This window comes from Bradyrhizobium brasilense (genome assembly GCF_029714345.1).
GTDB lineage: Bacteria > Pseudomonadota > Alphaproteobacteria > Rhizobiales > Xanthobacteraceae > Bradyrhizobium > Bradyrhizobium australafricanum.
The window spans coordinates 2,863,917-2,883,913 of sequence record NZ_CP121669.1; the positions used below are offsets into that span (position 1 = coordinate 2,863,917).

Annotated in this window: 16 protein-coding genes and 1 pseudogene; 10 read left to right on the top strand and 7 right to left on the bottom strand. The window is 65.4% G+C overall.

The genetic code is table 11. The features are described 5' to 3' along the window. Nucleotides 1-19: 19 nt before the first annotated feature. Together QA635_RS13205 and QA635_RS13210 are read right to left on the bottom strand one after the other, a co-directional pair. Nucleotides 20-802, bottom strand: a complete 783-nt coding sequence (locus tag QA635_RS13205) for a sulfite exporter TauE/SafE family protein (RefSeq protein ID WP_283069531.1) — start codon at nucleotides 800-802, stop codon at nucleotides 20-22. 115 nt (nucleotides 803-917) lie between these two features. After that, entirely contained in the window at nucleotides 918-2,300 is a 1,383-nt protein-coding gene (locus QA635_RS13210) for a TAXI family TRAP transporter solute-binding subunit (protein ID WP_283069532.1), read from the bottom strand. 138 nt (nucleotides 2,301-2,438) lie between these two features. On the opposite strand from QA635_RS13210, the gene QA635_RS13215 reads away from it, so the two are divergent. From QA635_RS13215 to QA635_RS13225, 3 genes are all read left to right on the top strand, one after another. Continuing rightward, nucleotides 2,439-3,494: a glycosyltransferase family 4 protein gene (locus tag QA635_RS13215; protein WP_283069534.1), complete on the top strand. Its 1,056-nt coding sequence runs from the start codon at nucleotides 2,439-2,441 to the stop codon at nucleotides 3,492-3,494. Between the two features lie 33 nt (nucleotides 3,495-3,527). Next, nucleotides 3,528-4,217, top strand: coding sequence for a class I SAM-dependent methyltransferase (locus tag QA635_RS13220; RefSeq protein ID WP_028332588.1), 690 nt, complete (start codon nucleotides 3,528-3,530; stop codon nucleotides 4,215-4,217). 242 nt (nucleotides 4,218-4,459) lie between these two features. After that, nucleotides 4,460-5,077, top strand: a complete 618-nt coding sequence (locus QA635_RS13225; protein WP_057014961.1) for a hypothetical protein — start codon at nucleotides 4,460-4,462, stop codon at nucleotides 5,075-5,077. A gap of 398 nt (nucleotides 5,078-5,475) precedes the next feature. Here QA635_RS13225 and QA635_RS13230 read toward each other — a convergent pair whose 3' ends face one another. Beyond that, nucleotides 5,476-7,140, bottom strand: a complete 1,665-nt coding sequence (locus QA635_RS13230; RefSeq protein ID WP_283069538.1) for an aminotransferase class III-fold pyridoxal phosphate-dependent enzyme — start codon at nucleotides 7,138-7,140, stop codon at nucleotides 5,476-5,478. Nucleotides 7,141-7,174: 34 nt separating this feature from the next. Here QA635_RS13230 and asd point away from each other — a divergent pair, with 34 nt between their 5' ends. Together asd and QA635_RS41575 are read left to right on the top strand one after the other, a co-directional pair. Further along, nucleotides 7,175-8,044, top strand: coding sequence for an archaetidylserine decarboxylase (gene asd, locus QA635_RS13235; RefSeq protein WP_028332585.1), 870 nt, complete (start codon nucleotides 7,175-7,177; stop codon nucleotides 8,042-8,044). 118 nt (nucleotides 8,045-8,162) lie between these two features. Beyond that, a pseudogene (locus QA635_RS41575) lies at nucleotides 8,163-8,579 on the top strand (NUDIX hydrolase); the annotation flags it as partial. A 384-nt stretch (nucleotides 8,580-8,963) separates the two neighbouring features. Here the strand turns inward: QA635_RS41575 and QA635_RS13245 are convergent. Further along, entirely contained in the window at nucleotides 8,964-10,769 is a 1,806-nt protein-coding gene (locus tag QA635_RS13245) for a winged helix-turn-helix domain-containing protein (RefSeq protein ID WP_283069540.1), read from the bottom strand. Between the two features lie 163 nt (nucleotides 10,770-10,932). Between QA635_RS13245 and QA635_RS13250 the strand changes: the two genes are divergently transcribed. From QA635_RS13250 to QA635_RS13260, 3 genes are all read left to right on the top strand, one after another. Continuing rightward, complete coding sequence (locus tag QA635_RS13250) at nucleotides 10,933-11,238, top strand: nickel-binding protein (protein ID WP_057014965.1); 306 nt, start codon at nucleotides 10,933-10,935, stop codon at nucleotides 11,236-11,238. A gap of 78 nt (nucleotides 11,239-11,316) precedes the next feature. Beyond that, on the top strand, nucleotides 11,317-11,724 hold the full coding sequence (locus QA635_RS13255) for a hypothetical protein (RefSeq protein ID WP_283069542.1): 408 nt from the start codon (nucleotides 11,317-11,319) through the stop codon (nucleotides 11,722-11,724). 119 nt (nucleotides 11,725-11,843) lie between these two features. Continuing rightward, nucleotides 11,844-12,671, top strand: a complete 828-nt coding sequence (locus tag QA635_RS13260) for a class I SAM-dependent methyltransferase (protein ID WP_283069544.1) — start codon at nucleotides 11,844-11,846, stop codon at nucleotides 12,669-12,671. Between the two features lie 93 nt (nucleotides 12,672-12,764). Here the strand turns inward: QA635_RS13260 and QA635_RS13265 are convergent, their stop codons facing one another. The 3 genes from QA635_RS13265 to QA635_RS13275 all read right to left on the bottom strand — a co-directional run bounded on the left by QA635_RS13265 (nucleotide 12,765) and on the right by QA635_RS13275 (nucleotide 15,589). Beyond that, entirely contained in the window at nucleotides 12,765-14,351 is a 1,587-nt protein-coding gene (locus QA635_RS13265; protein WP_283069545.1) for a FecR domain-containing protein, read from the bottom strand. Nucleotides 14,352-14,505: 154 nt separating this feature from the next. Next, nucleotides 14,506-14,832 carry a hypothetical protein gene (locus QA635_RS13270; protein ID WP_283069546.1) on the bottom strand — a complete coding sequence of 109 codons (327 nt, stop codon included), beginning with the start codon at nucleotides 14,830-14,832 and terminating at the stop codon, nucleotides 14,506-14,508. A gap of 142 nt (nucleotides 14,833-14,974) precedes the next feature. After that, nucleotides 14,975-15,589, bottom strand: coding sequence for an inner membrane-spanning protein YciB (locus QA635_RS13275; protein ID WP_283069547.1), 615 nt, complete (start codon nucleotides 15,587-15,589; stop codon nucleotides 14,975-14,977). Here QA635_RS13275 and QA635_RS13280 point away from each other — a divergent pair. Further along, complete coding sequence (locus tag QA635_RS13280; protein WP_283069548.1) at nucleotides 15,589-15,789, top strand: hypothetical protein; 201 nt, start codon at nucleotides 15,589-15,591, stop codon at nucleotides 15,787-15,789. The two genes, QA635_RS13275 and QA635_RS13280, sit on opposite strands and share 1 nt — an antisense overlap. A 555-nt stretch (nucleotides 15,790-16,344) precedes the next feature. Beyond that, the gene (locus QA635_RS13285; RefSeq protein ID WP_283069550.1) at nucleotides 16,345-19,968 is read left to right on the top strand and encodes an autotransporter domain-containing protein; all 3,624 of its coding nucleotides are present in this window, start codon (nucleotides 16,345-16,347) and stop codon (nucleotides 19,966-19,968) included. Nucleotides 19,969-19,997: the final 29 nt, after the last annotated feature.

The following is a 19,997-nucleotide window of genomic DNA, read 5'->3' on the forward strand; positions in this document are numbered from 1 at the left end:
GAGCCAGCACTTTCGCTGTTCAGGAACTGAGATATCCGGCCGATCCGTCCCACAGCAGCTTGGCCGCGGTGATGACCAGAATGGCGTAGCAGGCGCGGTACAGCGCGCGCTGGTCGAGACGTTCGTGCAGCCGCCATCCGGCCCAGACGCCGACCGGCACCGCCGGCACGCAAAGCGCCATCAGCATCCACAGGCTGCGCGACGGCGTGGCGAGCACGAGCCACGGACCGGCCTTCAAGAGGTTGCCGACCGTGAAGAACAGGCTGGTGGTGCCGGCGTAGAGCGCCTTCGACATGCCGAGCGGCAGCAGATAGATCGCAAGCGGCGGCCCGCCCGAATGCGCCACCATCGTGGTGACGCCGGAGGACAGGCCGGCGAACGTCGCCTTGAACGTCGAGCGCGGACGCGGCTCGATCTCGCCGCCGCCGAGAAACCACAGCGCGGCGAACACCAGCGTCACGACGCCCATCACGATCTCGACGGCATGCCGGTCGAGATCGCGCAGCACGAAATAGCCGAGGCCGATGCCGACGACGAGCGCCGGCAGCAGCATCGCGAGGTCGATGCGCGACCACGTGCTCGGGCGCCAGAATCGCAGCGCGGTGACGTCCATGACGACGAACAACGGTGCCAGCAGCGCGCCCGCCGCGATCGGGTCCATCGCCAGCGACAGCAGCGGGATGCCGACGATGGCAAAACCGCCGCCGAATGCGCCCTTCATGAAGGCGATCAGGAAGACGCCGGCGAAGGCAACCGCGAGCACGAAGGGCCCAGGCAGGTCAGCGACGATGGACGTGATCATGGTGTCGTGCGAAGCGTTGTGGTCGTACTCAACATGGCCACGCGCGCCTGCGTGCGCAATCCAAACATTGCTCTCGGTGCACATTGCTCTCGGTGCAATTCGGCGTGCACGCGGCCTAGCCGGCGCGCATCCGCGGCAGGCCCGGCTTGTCGCCGTTGATTACGGCGCGGCGGTCGGAGACGGCGTGATGGAATTGCTCGAGCGTCAGCCCGATCACCGAGAGATCGCCTTCCTCGATCGCGCCGTCGTCGTAGCAGTCGAGCGCCTCGCGCAACAGGGCATCCGCATCGCCCTGCATGGCGGCGAGCTGTTCCGGCGTCTCGGCGCCGCGCACCTGCGAGATCAGGGTCAGCAGATTGTCGCGATGGGTGATGTAGTGCTCGCGCTCGTCGCGCTTCACGTAGTGGCGCAGCCAGGCGCCGGCCGAGCCGAGGCCGGAGAGCAGCAGGATGCCGCCCCAGATGTAGTCGGAGTATTTTTCGAGGAAGGTGCGCTCGGTGCCGTCGATATAGGCGGCCGCGCCCTGATGCGCCGGCAGCGCGGCGTCCTTGTCGGTGTCGGGCTTCTCGATCTTTGCCGCCGCCGGCAGATCGCGCGCGACCTGGAGGCGCAGCGTGAACAGCTGACGGTCGAGCGCGCCGACGGTCGCCTCGCTCAGCGCATGTTGCGCGATGATGAGGTGATTGACGCTGACGGTCTCGACCTTGTCCTCGGGCCGCGCCGGCGACGACGAGAAGATGCTGCCGGCGATCTCCTCGGACTCATAGCGCGGATGCTTCTGCGCGATCGCTTCCGAGACATCGACCGGGAGGAAGACCGGCTCGCCGCGCGCGGCCGCCGTCGCCGTAATCGCTTCCGCCGTTATCTTGCTGTCGAGCGGGCCGACGGTCATGTAGGCATCGAGCGAGGGGTCGCGCGCGAGGTCGGCGATCTTGTTGACGGCGAACTGGCTGACCGCGACCTTGTCGGGGTTGACGCCGGACTCGGTCAGGATCACGCGCAGCAGCGTGACGTTGGCCTGGGTGCTGCCGACCACGCCGACCTTGTGGCCGGCGAGGTCGTCGATGCTCTTGATCTTCGCGGACCGCCGCTTGCCCTTGGCGCCCGTGGGCGCCCACAGCACGACGACATTCTTGCGCAGGATCGCAACCGACTCGGCGCTTGCGGGCAGGTCGAGGTCGCCGCGCACCACCGCGAGGTCGACCTTGTTCGCCGTGAACAGCGCGATGCTCTCGGCGGAGCCCTGCGTCGTGACCGGCTTCAGCCGCACCGAGCTGCCGTCGTGCGTAAAGACCTGGGCGAAGCCCTGGATCAGCTTGACGTCCTCGCTGCCGGTCGGGCCGACCGCGATCGCGAGCGTCACCGGACGCAGCGCGTAATACAGCGCGCCGGCGGCGAGGCCGAACACAAGCATGCCGGCCGCAAGGATCAGCAGCGACGAGTTTCGTCTCCTGAGCCTGCGGCGCTTGGTGCCGGGATTTTCACTCTGCTCTGACATCTGGCTGTCACGTTACACGAAAAACCGGCCGTTTGCCGTGAAAAACAAACTAACATTTCGATGACGTCATACGTTTGAAACATCCATGTCAGAACGTCGTGCGAGCAGAATCAAGATTAACGATTTGGATCTCCTGCAATGCGCATACTCGTTGCGACCGATGCCTGGCATCCGCAAGTCAACGGCGTGGTCCGGACGCTGACGTCGCTTGCGCGCAGCGCAGCCGGGCTCGGCGCCGAGATCGAGTTCCTCACTCCCGACGGTTTCCGCTCGGTCGGCGTGCCGACCTATCCTGGCCTGCGCGTGGCGCTGCCGAACCGCCGCGAGATCGCGCGCCGGATCGAGGAGGCCGCGCCCGAGGCGATCCACATCGCGACCGAAGGGCCGATCGGCTGGGCGGTGCGCGGCTATTGCCAGCGCAACAAGCTCGCCTTCACCACATCCTATACAACGCGCTTCCCGGAATATGTTTCGGTTCGTACCGGCATTCCCGACAGCGTCGGCTATGCGGTGCTGCGCCACTTCCACGCCGCCGGGTCGATGACGATGGTCGCGACCGACTCGCTGCGCAGCGAGCTCGCCGAGCGCGGCTTCCGGAGGCTCGGCTTCTGGACCCGCGGCGTCGACACCAGGATCTTCAATCCGGACCAGCCGGCTGTGCTCGATCTGCCGCGGCCGATCTTCATGACCATGGGCCGCGTCGCGGTGGAGAAGAACCTCGACGCCTTCCTGTCGCTCGACCTGCCGGGCTCAAAGGTCGTGGTCGGCGACGGCCCGCAACGGGCGGCATTGGAACAGAAATATCCCGACGCGATTTTCCTCGGCGAGAAGAAGGGGCAGGATTTGACCTCGCACCTCGCCGCCGCCGACGTCTTCGTGTTCCCGAGTCTGACCGACACCTTCGGCGTCGTGCAACTCGAGGCGCTGGCCTGCGGCACGCCGGTCGCGGCATTCCCGGTCACCGGCCCGAAGGACGTCATCGCCAACCATCCGATCGGCGCGATCGACAACGACCTGCGCAGCGCCTGCCTGCGCGCGCTGACGATGTCGCGCGCGGATTGCCGCAATTTTGCGTTGGAGCGTTCCTGGGAAAACAGTGCGCGTCAGTTCATCGGCAATCTGGCCACGCTGCATCCGAGTCGCGCGCCGCGGCCCGCCCGCCGCGTCGCCGGCCGCAGTGCGGTTCCGAATTAACAGCTCAATCGAACGAGAGACGAGAGACGATCTATGGCTGAAATCATCAAGCTGGGTGCCGACCGTTCCATGGACTTCGACCGCGAGACGGTCGAGCAGGCCTATGACCGCTGGGCGCCGATCTACGACCTCGTGTTTGGCGGTGTGTTCAGCAAGGGTCGGCAGGCCGCGATCCAGGCCACCAACAAGATCGGCGGCCGAGTGCTCGAGGTCGGCGTCGGCACCGGCATCTCGCTGCCGCTCTACAGCCAGAACGTCCGCATCTTCGGCACCGACATCTCGGAAGCGATGCTGGAGAAGGCCAAGAAGCGGGTCGCGGAGCGGGGCCTGAAGAATGTCGAGGGCCTCGCGGTGATGGACGCCGAGAAGCTCGAATTCCCCGACAATTCGTTCGACGTGGTGATGGCGCAGTACGTGCTGTCGGCGGTGCCGAACCCGGAAGCCGCGCTCGACGAGTTCGCCCGCGTGGTGCGTCCGGGCGGCGAACTGATCATCCTGACCCGCGTCAGCGCCGATGCCGGCGTGCGCCGCTTCATCGAGCAGAAGCTGCAGCCGGTGGTGCGCCCGCTCGGGTTCCGGACCGCCGAGTTCGCCTGGTCGCGCTACACCAAATGGCTCGCGGGCGCGCGGGGCATGGAACTCGCTGAGCGCCGCCTGATTCCGCCGCTCGGCCACTTCTCGCTGGTCCGCTTCCGCAAGGCGGATGTTGCCAAAGCCGCCTGAGGCGGCCCGGCCAGGCGGCCCAGCCCGCCGCTCCTCCCGGGTGAGGTAGCGCACAGCGCACCCCAAGCCGGGAGGCTACGATCTCCTTCGCCTGATCCCCGCAGATTTCGTCGGGATGAGGCGAGACCCTGCTCCGGTTGCGTCAAGGCGTCGCTCCGCATTGTCATATGTCATTATGATGATGTCACACGCGATACATCGAATCCCTGTAAATCCTGTTCCGAAAGATGTTGGGGGAACCAATGATCAAGAATTTCCTGCAAGAGCTGCGTACCCAGCGTTGGGATGACCATCGCTTCTACCATCACAGCCGGATCAACCAGAGCCTGCACTTCGTCAGCGCGCTGAGCTTCCTGTTCGCCTATGTGATGCTGTTCTTCGATCCGGTCGTGTCGGCGCTGGTCGGCTGGCTGGTTTCGATGACCTCGCGCCAGGCCGGTCACTTCTTCTTCGAGCCGAAGGGCTACGACCACGTCAACCAGGCGACCCACGAGCACAAGGAAGACATCAAGGTCGGCTACAATCTGCAGCGCAAGGTCGTGCTGATGGCGATCTGGGCGCTGTCGCCGATGGTGCTGTACTTCGATCCGACGCTGTTCGGCCTGTTCAAGCCCTGGGTCACGATGGGCGACTTCACCCGCCAGGTGGCCAAGATCTGGCTCGTGGTCGGCATCGGCGGCCTCTTGTTCCGCACCATCCATTTGTTCTTCATCCGCGACGTCGAGACCGGCCTCGTCTGGATGACCAAGATCGTCACCGACCCGTTCAACGACCTGAAGCTCTATCACAAGGCGCCGCTGTTCCTGATGAAGGGCGAACTGATCGATCCGGGTCTCGAGAAGCACGTCAAGCACGCCTGATCGTTGCTCCCAGCGTCTTCAAACTGCGTCATGCCCGGGCTCGTCCCGGGCATCTACGTCTTAGGATTACGGCGGATCATCACTTGAGCGCCTTCGACCGCGCGCACACGTCACCTCGCCCCGCTTGCGGGGAGAGGTCGGATCGCGTCAGCGATCCGGGTGAGGGGGGCTCACCGCGAGTCCGTCCATTTCCGATTTTGTGGATGCAGCCCCTCACCCCAACCCTCTCCCAGCAAGAGCGGGGCGAGGGAGTAGGAGGGCCGCGCGTTGCCTCAGCGCCTGAACTTCACGGTGGCGACTTAAATGCCGTCATTCCGGGGCGATCGCGCCAGCGAGCGAACCCGGAATCTCGAGATTCCGGGTTCGATGCTGCGCATCGCCCCGGAATGACGGTGTGCTCAGCGGCCGAACCTCACGGCGACCATCTCCTTCAGGATCTGGCGCTTGATGTTCTTGTTGGTAAGGCCGGCCTTGTGCCACCACCAGCCGTCGCGCTTCATCTTCTCGGCTGCCGCGACGAAGCGGTCGCTGACCTCGGCGAAGTCGGCATCGGTGTAGTTCAGGGTGAAGATCAGGCGGCCGGTGCCGACCCAGCTCAGCGCCAGTCCCTCGGCCCGCAGATAGTATTGCAGCATCCAGTTGTAGCGCGACGGCTCGGTGTAATAGACGGTCCAGATCGACGAGATGTTGCCGACGCGAACCGGCAAGCCTTGCGCGGCGAGGCGGTCGTTAAGCGCCTTGGCACGGCCGTTCCAGGTCTCGTCCAGCCCGTTGTAGACCGAGCGGAAGTTCGGGCTCGCGAGCCGGCTCAGGAACTCGTCCATCGCGGTCATCACATAGGGATGCGAGTTGAAGGTGCCGCGGGCAAAGCAGATGTCGGCCGGGCGGTCGTCGCGGAAGCGCCGCATCAAATCCTTGCGGCCGCACACCACGCCGACCGGGAGCCCGCCGGCCAGGCTCTTGCCGTAGGTCGCCATGTCGGCCTTGACGCCGAAATATTCCTGGGCGCCGCCGGCGGCGAGGCGGAAGCCGACGAACACCTCGTCGAAGATCAGGACGATGCCGCGTTCGGTGCACACCTCGCGCAGCTTCTTCAGCCATTCGGTGTAGGCGGCGCGGTCGTATTTGGAGGAGCGCGAGGAGTCGACCAGCGCGGAATCGCCGGGTGCGTTGGAATTGGGATGCAGCGCCTGCAGCGGGTTGACCAGCACACAGGCGATGTCGTTGCGCGTCCGCAGCACGTGCAGCGTCTTCTCCGACATGTCGGCGAGCGTGAAGGTCTCGTGCGGCGACACCGGGTTGCCGACGCCGGGCTGCACGTCGCCCCACCAGCCGTGATAGGCGCCGGCGAAGCGCACGAGGCGCTTCCGCTTGGTGTGGTAGCGCGCGAGCCGCACCGCCTGCATCACGGCCTCGGTGCCGGACATGTGGAACGAGACCTCGTCGAGGCCGGAGAACTCGCACAGCCGCTTGACGTTGTCGGCAATGACCGGGTGATAGGGGCCGAGCACGGGGCCGAGCGCGTGCGCGCGCTTCTCACCCTCGGCGATGCACTCCTTGTAGAAGTCGTTGCCGAAGATGTTGACGCCGTAGGAGCCGGTCAGGTCGTAGAACACATTGCCGTCGACGTCGGTGACGGTGACGCCGCTGGAGGCCTCGACGAACGCCGAGGTGCCGAGATGTTCGCGCACCAGGCGGCTGTACTGGAACGGCACGCGGTAGGTTTCGGTGAACTGCAGGTCGGAGATGCGCTCCGTGACCTCGGCGGTCAGCGCGCGGCCCTTGGGGTAGCGATCCCCGTAGAGGCCGGCGAGGCGGAAGAAGCCGTCTTGGCGCTGCATCGCGACGTCCTTCGGCGCGCCGTCGGAGCGGAAGAAATCGTCGATGTCGAATTCGTAGTGCGGGACCATCCGCGCGACCATCTTGGACATCTTGGAATGTCCGGTCAGCGAGCGGTGCTTGGCGCGCGACAGCGCGATGCGGGCCTGAATTTTGGGGAAAGCTGCGGCGGCGCCGGCAAGCGCGGCGGCGGACAGCGAGAGAATCGGAAGGGATGTTTCCATGACAGAAGCGCTAGCCTCAGCACCTAACAGATTCATGACAGTCAAGGGCCTGATCTCGGCATTCACCCAGCAGGAAGACCTCAATTTCCTGCTCACCAACCGGATTCCGCGGGCGGCGCTGACCCGCTTCATGGGCTGGTTCTCCAAGGTCGAGAACCCACTGGTGCGCGACGCCTCGATCGCCTGCTGGAAGCTGTTCTCCGACCTCGATCTGTCCGAGGCGAAAAAAACCGAGTTCAGGAGCCTGCATGACTGCTTCACCCGCGAGCTCAAGCCCGGCCTGCGTCCGGCAGCGGCCGATCCCGCCATTATCGCGAGCCCGTCGGACGCGATCATTGGCGCGCATGGGCGGATCGAGGACGGGCAATTGTTCCAGGTCAAGGGCGCGCCCTATTCGCTGCTCGATCTGGTCGGCGATCCCGCGTTGGTGGAGCAGCACCGGAACGGCCGCTTCGTCACACTGCGGCTGACCTCGAGCATGTATCACCGCTTCCACGCGCCCTATGATCTTGCCATCGACAAGGTGACGTTCATTCATGGCGACGTCTGGAACGTCAATCCGATCGCGCTGAAGCGGATCGAGCGGCTGTTCTGCAAGAACGAGCGCGCGGTGCTGCGCGCCAAGCTTCCAGCCGGCGAGGCACTGACGCTGGTTCCGGTCGCGGCGATCCTTGTCGCGAGCCTCCGCCTGCATTTCCTCGACATTACGCTGAACGCGCAGTCGCGGGGCCCGGTGGATTTTTCCTGTAACGCGCATGTGAAGAAGGGCGACGAACTCGGCTGGTTCGAGCACGGCTCGACGATCATCGTGCTGGCGCCCGGCAATTTCGAATTCTGCGACAACGTCGCGGAGGGAACGCGGATCAAATGCGGCGAGCCGTTGCTGCGGAAGCCTGCGATCTGATCTGCGCATCGCGCTCATCGTTTGAGCGGGAAAACCGGCTTCCACTTTTCGAGATCATGCGTAGAATAGTCGGGATCGTCGTGCGACGATCCTAAATCGCAAACCTTTGGGACACGAGATGGCGCGGACGCCTGTTCTGGCGGCGGGAGGCATTGTGCTGCGGCGGGATGCACCGCAGCGCTTCGCCGTGGTGCGGCTGCGCAAGCGCAATGAATGGGTGTTGCCGAAAGGCAAGCTCGACGACGGCGAGACGCCGCGCGCCGCTGCCGAGCGCGAGGTGCTCGAGGAAACCGGCCACGACGTCGACGTGCACGAATTCCTCGGCACGCTGGTCTATGATTCAGGCGGCCGATCCAAGGTGGTGCATTACTGGCGCATGGATGCCGGCGGCAAGCCGGTGCGGGCGCTGATGAGCGACATCCGCGAGGTGGACTGGCTGCCGCTCGATGAGGCACTCGAGCGTCTGTCACGCGGCTATGAGCGCGCGTTCCTGGAAAATGTCGGACCGATCGCGTTGCAGGCCGCGGCGCTCGCCGAGCGCGAGCGGCGCGCGCGGGCGAGAGCCGTGGCCGCAGAGCGCCGGCGGATACGCGAAGTCGCCGTGCCACAGGTCATCGACGAGCAGGAGGTCGCGGACGCGCCTGATGTTGCCGATGCGGCTGCGCCGGCGGAGACGCCGGCCATCGATCAGCCGCCGCTGGCGCAAAGCGAACCCGATCCGCCGGCCATGGCACCGCAGGACGTTCCGGCGGCTGCACCCGATGCAATTGCAGAGACTGAGCGGAGCGCCGAGACGGTTGTCCCTGAACAAGCGTCGCCATTCGTGCACGAGGTCGTGCCGGCCGGCGCGGCACCTCAGCCCACGCCCCGCAAGAATCTGATCGAACGCGTGCGCGACTGGCTGCGCCGCGCGGCGTGATCACCCGCACATCTGACGTCGCGCCGTTGGCTGCCAGGCGTCAATGTCACGCTGCAAGGCAAGACACTCGGCAAGACGCTTGGGCGAGCCCAGGTCACGGGCCAGAAGCTGTGCCGCATGAACTTCGGCCATGGCGCCGCGAACGTCTCCATGCTCCAGCTGGAGGCTGGAGATCTGAAGCCTCAGCCGCACGATCTGAACCCGCCCTTCGATGCTGGACCACAGCTGGCGGGCGAGATGAAGATGCCGCATGGCTGTTTCATGATCCTGCCGGGAAAGCGCGAGGATCGCCTGCGCTTCGTTGGTGAGCGCGCGGATCGAGGGCATCGGCCAGCGATCCGGACTTCCCGACAGTTCGCAGATCAATGCCTTCGCTCGAACGGTCCGATGCGTGTGCGCGGCAACCAGCGCCAGATGCGCGAGCAGGATTCCGCGTCGCTGCAGCGTCCACCAGGTCTTGCCGATCAGGCTTCGCTCGAGGCTTGCATAGGCGGCTTCCGCTTCCCCTCTTGCGAGCAGCAACATGGCGCGGCCCGGCTCCGGGCACCAGCCCAGCGTGTAAGCCCTGTCATAGGCTTCGAGCGCTGCGTCGTCATTGCCGATTGCCGCCTGAATATCGCCCAGCACCCGGTTGGCATCGCCCAGAGACCAGGGCGCATCGCTGGTCAGGCGCGCGAGCGCGTCCTGAATGCGCGCCAGCGCTTCGTCGAGCGAGCCTCGGATGCCGAGCACCTCGGAGCGGTGCAACTGGCACGAGCCCGTCAATTCCATGCCGCTGCCCGAGCAGAAGTTCTGGTAGCTCCGCGTCCACTGGTCGGCGCGTGCCCAATCTCCGAACATCCGGGCCGCCCAGAGGATGTTGCAATAGAGGTTGCCGCCCATGATCGGGTCCAGATTGTTGCTGGACAGGGCAACTGCGGCGGCATGGTCCTGATCGGACAGTCCTCCGTGTGTGTCGCCGAGGCATAGCCGATAGAAGCCGCGATAGGCGAGGCTCAGCGCTTCGATATTGATTGCATCCTTGTATCTGACGGCGGTGTAGGCAGCATCGGCCAACGCGAGTGCCTGTTCCGGCTCGCCATCGAAAGCAGCCAATTTCGACTTCATCCATAGTACCAGGGCCGTCGTCGGAGGATCGTCGAGCGTTGAAGCCCAATCTTCCGCCCGCGCGAGCCAGCCCTTTCCGATCGCGGCCTGGCCGCTTTCGAAATGCAAGGCCGAGAGTGCTATCGCGTCGACCGTGGCGCCAGCGGCGTCACCGGCCTGGCTGCGTGCGCCGACCGCGCGAACCAGAATCGGAATCGCTGCCGTGGCCCTGCCGAGGCACTGCAGGGCAAGCGCCCAATCGTGGAAATCTTCAGCGTTGAGCTGGCCGCTTTCATCCGCGCTCGCGAACAGGGTCGCTGCCTGCAACCACAATTGTCCGGCCGCTGCGCGTCGGGCGAGACCGATTGCACCGACGGTGCCATCGACTTGCTTGGGGTCGATGCGTTCCGGCTGCCGGATCTCGGACTCGAGGAAGAAGCGATAGCCTTTGCCCGGCAGATTTCGGATCGCGCCGTCCATGCCGCCGTTGCGCAGCGCGGCGCGCAACGCACTCACCGCCCGCTGCAGCGAGTTGTCTGTGACCGTCACATCCGGCCAGACGGCTTCGAGGAGTTCTTCCTTGGGGATGACCCGGTCGCGGTGTCGAACCAGATAAATCAGCAGATCGAACACACGCGGCTGCAATGGGACCTCTTGGCGCGCGCACAGCAACACGCGTCCAGCTTCATCAAGCTCGAACAGTCCAAATGAGAATGCCATGTGTATGAGTGCGGGCTCGGCGGAAAAGGTTCAGGCAAGGATCAGACAAAGATCAGGCAATGATCAGTCCGCGGTAAGGACAGTCGGCATCGACAGCGCCTATAGCTGATCATGGCTCGCCACGAGCGCCTGCCGTTCAATAATTGCAACCGAGGAGATTTCGATGGAACTCTATGTCATTCGCCGTCCGAGCGCCTGGGCGAACATGAGCGAGCTGGAACTCGCCGGCGCAACGTCCGCAAGGGTCGGCGACGAGCAGATGCCGGACCGTGTCCGCTGGATCCGCAGCTATGTGGTGCATGAGGCGGATGGTCGCATCGGCACATTCTGCATATACGAGGCGCGTGACGGTGACTCGATCCGGGAGCATGCGCGCTGCGTCGGCATGCCGGGCGAGGAATTCTACAAGGTCGCGGCAACCGTGGTGGTGCGTGGTGATCCGGTCCAACCGCCCATTGCAGCCGAATGACGCCTGAGCGGCGTCGCATGGCGTATCCCGACCAAACCTGATCCGGAGCGCCATCACACTTCGATCAAGGAAACAATTATGTCGATTTCATTCATGGAATCCATTTCAAGTCCGGTACGAAGGCATTTTTCCTTCCTGCTTTTGCGGATCCGCCGGATCGTCAATCAATCGGTTGCAGGCATGCTCGCCCATCGCGAGCGGCAGGCCAGTCGCCTGATGCCGCGCGAGGCCGGCGGCCAGTCGAAGGGCGCCGGGAACCGCTGCTCACGGCCGATCGGGCGAAGCGCGCTGCTCGGGCTGGTGATCGCGGGTTTGTCCTCGCCCGTGTTCACCCGAGCGGAGGAACCTGTCGTTCGGGAGCATCGTGCAGCTCCGGCGCAGCAGGCCGCCTCGACTCAGCGTAGCAGCCACGGCTGCAGGCATCGCTCCGACTGGAGCATAGTTGCCGCATCGACCATCCCGATCCTGCTCGACCGCCGCACATAGCGCGCAGCACATTTGAAGTCATTGCACTGCTCGACGCCGTTTTTTGGCGCAACTCGCGGACTCTCGGCGAAGCCAGCGGCCTCGCCACGAGCCGCACCACATTTTCAAAGGAGATGCACATGAACGTTCAGACCGAAATGCCGACTGTCGATCTCGCCGCCGTCAAGGCGCGCCAGCAAGCCACCTGGAGTGCGGGCGACTACGCGATCGTCGGCACCACGCTCCAGATCGTCGGCGAGATGCTCTGCGAGGCAGTCGACCTGCGCAGCAATCAAATGGTGCTCGACGTCGCCGCCGGCAACGGCAATGCGACGCTGGCCGCGGCACGGCGCTTTGCCGACGTGGTCTCGACCGACTACGTCGCGGCGTTGCTCGAGCGCGGCCGCGAGCGGGCGGCGGCGGAGCGTCTGCCCGTCACGTTCCAGGAAGCGGACGCGGAGAAGCTGCCCTTTGCCGATGCCAGCTTCGACGTCGTGCTGTCGACCTTCGGGGTCATGTTCACCGCCGACCAGCAGCAGGCGGCGAATGAACTGCGCCGCGTCTGCCGCATCGGCGGCAAGATCGGCCTCGCAAGCTGGACGCCGGAAGGTTTCATCGGCCAGCTGTTCAAGACCATCGGGAAGTATGTGCCGCCGGCGCCGGGCGTGAAGTCTCCCGCGCTGTGGGGCACCGAAGCGCATCTCGGCGCCTTGTTCGGCCCGCAGGCGACGCTCGATGCCAGGCGCAGGCACTTCAATTTTCGTTACAGGTCGCGCGAGCACTTCCTCGAGATCTTCCGCACCTATTACGGGCCGGTGCTGAAGGCGTTCGGGGCGATCGATCCGGTCAAGCAGCAATTGCTCGCCGCCGACATGTTCAGCCTGATGGACCAGTTCAATATCGCCAGGGACGGCACGCTGGTGATCCCGAGCGAATATCTAGAGGCCGTGATCACCAGGCGCGGCTGATCCGCCGCTCGCCATTGGTCGATCTGTGCATGGCGCCGGCGTAACTCGCCGGCGCCATTCGCTCGTTTGATCGACATTGCTGCGATCGCTCGGTTACTGGCGCTTGTCCCTGGGCGGAGGCTTCGCGCCGCGAGGCGGAGGCGGCGCGCGCCGTTGCTGGAAGCCTGGACGCGCCTGCACCGCGGGCCGTTGGATGCCCGGATGCGCGCCCGGTGCGGCTTGCTGGGTGCCGGGTCGCATCTGGCCGGGCGCCTGCGGCACGGGCTGCGCGGTGCCTTGTCGCGGCGCGCCCGATTGACCCGGCTGGGGCGCTGGTTGTCCTGGCTGGCGCACGTCGCCCGGCGCCTGGGTGCGGCCGGGCTGCAGACCGCCTTGACGTGCCGGCGATTGTTGTCCGCCGGGTTGCGTCGCGCCGCCTTGGCGCGCGGGCTCTTGCGTGGGGGCTTGGCGCGTTGGCTGTTGTCCCGCCGGCTGTTGTCCGGCTGGCGTCTGGACGCCGGGCGCGTGCGGCAGCGTCGCGCCGCCGGGTTGGCCGGGCAGCGCATGCTGTGCGCCGCCCTGCTGCTGCGTGCCGGGCCGCTGCTGCGAACCTTGCCGGCCAGGCGTGCCCGGTTGCTGGCCGGGACGGTTCGGCTGACCGGGCTGCTGCATCTGGCCCGGACGGTTCTGCTGACCCGGCTGCTGCGGGGCGTTGCGGTTCTGGCCCGGCAGGCCGTTCTGCCGCTGCGGGTTCGGCTGCACGGGCTGGCCGCGGTTCGGATAGGGCGCGGCCGGATTGGCCCTGCGGAAATCGGGATTGGCGCGGCGGAAGTCGCGCTGCTCGGTCACGACCTGGCGGCCCAGCGTCTGCGCGCTATGGACCTGGCGCACAAAGCCCTGGTCGCGCGTGATCTGTTGCGGCGAGATCGTCAGCGGCACCGCGGCGAAGCGGGCACCGCCGGCGCCCGGACGAATCGCAAAGCCGCTGGCGCCGCGCGTCAGCACGCCGAGCGAGGCACCGCTGCGGTCGTTGACCTCGATGCGGCCGACATGTCCGTCGGCGTCGGGATAGAGCTTGATGCCGACATTTCTGCTGGTCGCGGTGGCGCCTTCGGGCACCTCGACGAGGCCGGTGGTGCCGCGGATGCCGAGCGTCGCGGTCGGGGTCGAGATCTTCATGTCGCCGGTCTTGGCGACCGCGGCGGCGACGAAGGCCGCCGTTCCCTTGGTGACGTTGAACAGCGCGCTGTTCTGCTGGCCGCCGTCCTCATAGACGTAATTGTCGATCGTGATCCTGGCATTGGCGCGCAGGTTGAAGGTGGTGCCGTCGTTGAAGGTGATGCCGAGCGAGGAGGTCGCTGATGTCGCGACCTCGTCATTGGCAAAGATGTCGTCGCGGATCTGCAGCGGCGTCGCGGTGTTGTTGCGCGTGACGGTCGCGGTTCCTGTCAGTGTTGCCACGTTGCCGATCGGCTCGGGCGCCGCGGGCTGCGCGCTCGCGGCCGGCGCCGGCGTTGCAGGCGCGGGTGTTGCGGGAGCGGGCGTAGCCGGCGTCGCACTCGGCGCCGGGGCGGGCGCCTGTGCAGGCTGCGCCTGTGCAAGCCGCGTCAAATCCGGCGCGGCATTGGCCGTTGATTGCCAACCGATCGTGACGCCGGCGCCAAGCAGAAGCGCAAAGAGAAAGCTGCGGCGCATCGCCATCGATTCCCGGGGGAGGCAGTGGGGACGGCAATTGAGCCGCGTCAGGCTGAATGCCGGATGAACGGTCGTGCCTTGTTGTCATGGCGGACCGAAACGATCAAGCACCGCGCTCCGTTGCCGGAAGCGCGGTGCTTGGTCGCTGTTGGGGTTTTGCTTAGCCGCGCTTGTGAGGAGTGATATTGAGCGGTTTCGCCGGCTTGGCCGCGGGCGCATAATTCGCGGGTTGCGCAGCCGTCGGCGGCACGTAGTGGAACACCGCCTTGCAGCCGTCGCTGAGCAGCGCGCGCTGACGGATCATGCAGGCGGTGACGCGATCGACGTCGGGAATTTCCGAGCTGCACAGCCGCATGGCGTCGCTGGTGCACATCTGCTGCTGCTCGTCGGTGTAGGCATAGGACGCCGAGGTCAGCAGACCGAGCGTGAACGCGGTTGCCGCCAGCAGTTTGCCGTGACGAAGCGCGGAAGCGGTGAAAGCCATCATGTCCCCCTTATGATCGCGCCGAAGCAGCGCGTTGTCGAAGCCATCACTAGGTAGGCTTGGTTTCGGCAATTCTTCGTCGTCGGGACAAAATGGTTTCGTCGCGCGGGCCGTTTGTTTCGTCGACCACACCCCTGGTCGGGGGCTACGGCGCAGCTGGCGCCGGTGCCCCTTCGAGCGCGAGCACGGCCTCGCGCTGGGCCTCTGGCATGGCGCGGATGCGGCGCCTTGCGGTGAGGCGGAGCGCGGCAAAGCCGCCGAGGAACACCACGATCTTGCTCACGATGCCGAAGATCGGCATCACGACGGCCCATGTCGTGATCTCGCAGGTCAGCGCGACGATGGCGTTCACCGCGGCGGAGATGAACATCAGGGCGGCCCAGGCATAGCCGACCTTGACGGCGACATCGGGCACGACTTTCTGGGCGATCTCGGGCAGGTAGCGGTTGAGCCAGCCGGGCTTCAGCATCACGACGCCGACGATGGCGTAGATCACGCTCGGCTTGAACAGCACGAAGCGCGGGTCGTGGGTCAGCAGCGTGGCGGAGCCGGCGGCGACAACCAGGAACAGGCTCAGCCATTCCATGGTGTCGATCCGCTTGCCGCGCACCATCTGGACGCCGATCTGCACGACGCCGAATGCGATGCCGAGGCCGACCGCGAGCGCAGTGTTGTGCGTCAGCAGGAACAGAACAAGAAACACAAGCGTCGAGGCGAGGTCGAGGGCCAACAGCCTTGCCGCGGTGAGGAAATGCTTCATTGATTGCCAGTCGCCCGCAGGTTCAATTCATTCTCGACAATGCGGCTCTTATAGCGGGTCCGGCGACGCACATGAAGCGACCGCCGGGCAGATACAAGCCATTACCTGAAGGGCGACTCGCAAAACTCGACCCGCCGTTGCACGGCGCCGCGCTGCACGCGCATCGCATTCGAGCCCTCATCGCGATCGTCGAGCTGTAGTTGTGGCGGAGTGAACGCAAAACAGCAAAGCGCCGGCGGGGGCGGCCGCCGGGCGCTGAACTCATGCCTGTCGAATGTCCTAGAACACGCCGAGAATAATGGCGCCGACGAAGGCTAACGCGATGTACGCGGCCACAATGCTCAGCTTGCTCAGCAGAGGACTCGCGAAATCCATTGGGGAAACTCCCTCGGTTCACACAACGCTGCCCGCATTAACGTCCAAGCTAGCAAGGGGTTCCAGGCCGAAAAAGGCAGTCTTGTTGTCAGGCTCGCTATTCGCGGCAATGCCGCATTGCGATGCACGGCTCAAATAGCCGCCGAATCAAGGCGTTGACGCGCCGCAAATATATTCAGCGGCGGCGCCGGTTCCAGGCGCCGATAGCAGTACCCGCTTGGATGTCCGTCGGTTGCTCTCGCGCCAGCTGCCCGTGAGCCTGTGTCGTTGCGCCGCAAGGCAGCGCCGGCATTTGTTGTGCGCCTGTCACAAACCATACCCAGATTGCCGCCCGCAATGACCGGGGCTCTACCCCGGTAATAAGTACTTGGGGGCGTTACGTGAAATCTGAGTTTCTGAGCCGCGCAAGCCGGCTTGCGCTGGCTATTTCTGCGACTTCGTTGGGGTTCTCCTGTCCGGCATTGGCCGCAAGCTTCAGCACTCCTCCCAACAGCACGACGGCGCAGACCGTCTCCAACAATGATACCGGCTCGGTCGCCGCCGGCAGCAGCCTGTCGGTGACGGGCACCGCGATCACCTGGATCACCGGCCTGTCGTCGCCCGGCGTCGTCATCACCAACAACGGCACCATCTCGGCGACCTCGCGCGGCATCGACACCTCGAGCAGCGCCATCAGCGGCAATCTCACGCTGATCAACAATGCCGGCGCGCTCTTCACCGCGTCCAATGATGCATTCCGGATCAATGGCGGCCTGAGCAGCGGGTCGGTCACCGTCGACAATGCCGGCACCATCCAATCGACGGGCAATGGCCGCGTCTTCGACTTCGTCAATGCGACGTCGAACACCACCGTGTTCTCGATCACCAACCAGAGCGGCGGCACCATCAGGTCATCAGGCAGCGACGTGATGCGGATCGGCGGCGAAACCACCACGATCACCAATTCCGGCATGATCGACGCGACCAATACGGCCGGGTCTCGCGCGATCCGCGCCACCACCAATCTCAACAACGTGATCTCACTGTCGGTCGTCAACAATGCGGGCGCGACGATCCAGTCGGCGGACGACGCCATCCAGATCAACGGCGCGTCGGGCAGCAACAGCACGACCGCGGCCAGGTTCTCGGTCGACAATGCCGGCACCATCAAATCGGCGACCGGGCAGGCGATCGACTTCGACAATCTCACCTCGACCGCCGCGAGCGTTCACATCACCAACCGCGCGACCGGCCTGATCACCGCGGCCAATGCGGACGCGATCCGTCCGGGCGAAAACTTCACGATCGACAATTACGGCCAGATCATCGCCAATGGCACGATCGATCCCGCAACCGGCCGGCCCAGCGCCGATGCGATCGATCTTCAGGGCGGCCACAACGGCACCGTCAACAACTATGCCGGCGGCCTGATCTCGGGTGCCAAGAACGGCACCGCGGGCGACGCCGGCACCATCACGGTCAACAATTTTGCCGGTGCAACCATCATCGGCCGCAACGGTGCGGGCGTCGGCGGCGGCAACGCCATCGTCACCAATTACGGCACCATCACCGGGGCGATCGACGGCGTATCGACGCGCAGCGATGGCGACGGCATCGATATCGACAATGTCCTGACGCTGACCAATTACGGCATCGTCCAGGGCACCGGCGCGACCGGCGCCGATGACGGCGGCCGCTTCAACAACAGCGAAGGCCTTGCGATCGGCGGCGGCACCATCCGCAACTACGGCACCATCAGCGGTGCCGCGGCGGGCATCGTCGTCAACAACGATTCAAATCCGGACAATTCGCGCAGCGGATCGGCGGCCCTCGACCTGATCAACTACGCCGGCGCCACCATCGTCGGCAACAACAGCTATGCGATCCGCTCCGAGAACAAGACCGGCAATGCCGCCGTCGACAACGACAGGATCGTCAACTACGGCACCATCATCGGCAACGGCACGATTCCCGATCCCAACGGCGTGACGCTGCTGCAGAACGGCACGCCCGACACCGGCTCGGTCGGCACGCTGAACGGCGTGACCTATACCGGTACCGGCTCGACCCGCTTCATCCGCGGCGACGGCGCGGCGATCCAGACCGGCGAGGGCGCCGATGTGCTGTCCAACTTCGGCACCATCATCGGCAATACCGGCCGCGCGATCAGCATGGAAGGCGGCGACGACACGCTCAATCTCTATGGCGGTTCGTCCATCACCGGGCGGATCGATGGCGGCGTCGGCACCGATACGCTCAATCTGTTCGGTCCGGGCACGGGCACGCTCTCGAACGTGATCAATTTCGAGGTGCTCAACGTGCGGGGTGGCGTCTGGACCGTGACCGACACGCAGAGCTACCAGAACGGCGCCACCATCGGCTCCGGCGCGACGCTGTTGGTCAACGGCTCGCTTGGCAATGCCGTGACCGTCAATGCCGGCGGCACGCTCGGCGGCAATGGCGGCGTCGGCAATGTCCTGGTCAATGGCGGCACGCTGTCGCCGGGCAATTCGATCGGCATCCTGACGGTGCAGGGCAGTCTCACCTTCACCGCCGCATCGACCTATCTGGTCGAAGTGTCGGCCGCGGCGTCCGATCGCACCAATGTGACAGGCGTGGCAACGCTCGGCGGCGCCACGGTCAACGCGTCCTTCACCGGCAGCACGTTCCAGAAGCAGTACACCATCCTCAACGCAGCCGGCGGTGTCAGCGGCCGTTTTGCGGGGTCGGTCAACAGCAGTTTGCCATCGAACTTCATCTCCAGCCTGAGCTATGACGCCAACAGCGTCTATCTCAATCTGGCGCTGAATTTTGCCGCAGCCTCGAAGCTCAACGGCAATCAGGCCGCGGTCGGCCATGCGATCACCAACGCGTTCAACGGCAGCGGCAGCATTTCCGCCGCGTTCGGCGCGCTGACGCCGGCGGGGCTGACGCAGGCGTCGGGCGAACTCGGCACCGGCTCGCAGCAGACCACGTTCGATGCCATGAACATGTTCCTCGGTGTCATGACGGATCCATTCACCGAAGGGCGCGGCGGCGTGCCTGCAAATGGCGGCGCGTCGCAATTCGCTGATGACACCATGAACTACGCGTCGACTGGCATGTCGCGAGCGAATGCCGCGCCCGACGCCTATGCCGCGATCTATCGCAAGGCACCGCCGCTGCAACAGATGTTCGAGCAGCGCTGGAGCGTCTGGGCGGCGGGCTTCGGCGGCGGGCAGAGCACTGATGGCGCCACCGCCGTCGGATCGAATTCGACGACGAGCCGCATTTTCGGTGTCGCTGTCGGCGCCGACTATCGGATCTCGCCCGACACGATCGCGGGCTTTGCGCTCGCCGGCGGCGGCACCAATTTCACCGTGGCCAATGCACTCGGCGGTGGACGCTCCGATCTGTTCCAGGCCGGCGCCTTCATCCGTCATGGATTCGGGCCGGCCTATCTGCTGGGCGCGCTGGCCTATGGCTGGCAGGACGTCACCACTGATCGCACGGTGACAATCGCCGGCATCGACCGGCTGCGCGCGCAGTTCAACGCCAATGCGCTGTCGGGCCGGATCGAAGGCGGCTATCGCTTCATCACGCCGTGGTCGCTGGCGCTGACGCCTTATGCCGCCGGACAGTTCACGACCTACGATCTGCCGTCCTATGCCGAGCAGGTGCTGTCGGGATCGAGCGCGTTCGCGGTGGCCTATGGCGCCAAGACCGTCACCGCCACGCGCAGCGAACTCGGCGTCCGCAGCGACCGCTCGATCGCGTTGCAGGATGGCATTCTCAGCCTGCGCGGCCGACTCGCCTGGGCGCACGACTACAACACCGATCGCAGCGTTGCCGCGACATTCCAGACGCTGCCGGGCGCGTCCTTCGTGGTCAACGGTGCGGCTCCTGCGAGCGACGCGGTGCTCACCACCGCGAGCGCGGCGATGAACTGGACTAGCGGCTGGTCGGCGGCGCTCACCTTCGAAGGCGAATTCTCCGACGTCACGTCGTCCTATGGCGGCAAGGGTGTCGTTCGCTACACGTGGTGATGGCGATCATTCTCGGCAGGGCGCGTGTC

Coding starts and splice junctions, on each gene's coding strand:
- QA635_RS13205 (WP_283069531.1), bottom strand. CDS start 802: ATGATCACGTCCATCGTCGCTGACCTGCCTGGGCCCTTCGTGCTCGCG.
- QA635_RS13210 (WP_283069532.1), bottom strand. CDS start 2,300: ATGTCAGAGCAGAGTGAAAATCCCGGCACCAAGCGCCGCAGGCTCAGG.
- QA635_RS13215 (WP_283069534.1), top strand. CDS start 2,439: ATGCGCATACTCGTTGCGACCGATGCCTGGCATCCGCAAGTCAACGGC.
- QA635_RS13220 (WP_028332588.1), top strand. CDS start 3,528: ATGGCTGAAATCATCAAGCTGGGTGCCGACCGTTCCATGGACTTCGAC.
- QA635_RS13225 (WP_057014961.1), top strand. CDS start 4,460: ATGATCAAGAATTTCCTGCAAGAGCTGCGTACCCAGCGTTGGGATGAC.
- QA635_RS13230 (WP_283069538.1), bottom strand. CDS start 7,140: ATGGAAACATCCCTTCCGATTCTCTCGCTGTCCGCCGCCGCGCTTGCC.
- asd (WP_028332585.1), top strand. CDS start 7,175: ATGACAGTCAAGGGCCTGATCTCGGCATTCACCCAGCAGGAAGACCTC.
- QA635_RS13245 (WP_283069540.1), bottom strand. CDS start 10,769: ATGGCATTCTCATTTGGACTGTTCGAGCTTGATGAAGCTGGACGCGTG.
- QA635_RS13250 (WP_057014965.1), top strand. CDS start 10,933: ATGGAACTCTATGTCATTCGCCGTCCGAGCGCCTGGGCGAACATGAGC.
- QA635_RS13255 (WP_283069542.1), top strand. CDS start 11,317: ATGTCGATTTCATTCATGGAATCCATTTCAAGTCCGGTACGAAGGCAT.
- QA635_RS13260 (WP_283069544.1), top strand. CDS start 11,844: ATGAACGTTCAGACCGAAATGCCGACTGTCGATCTCGCCGCCGTCAAG.
- QA635_RS13265 (WP_283069545.1), bottom strand. CDS start 14,351: ATGGCGATGCGCCGCAGCTTTCTCTTTGCGCTTCTGCTTGGCGCCGGC.
- QA635_RS13270 (WP_283069546.1), bottom strand. CDS start 14,832: ATGATGGCTTTCACCGCTTCCGCGCTTCGTCACGGCAAACTGCTGGCG.
- QA635_RS13275 (WP_283069547.1), bottom strand. CDS start 15,589: ATGAAGCATTTCCTCACCGCGGCAAGGCTGTTGGCCCTCGACCTCGCC.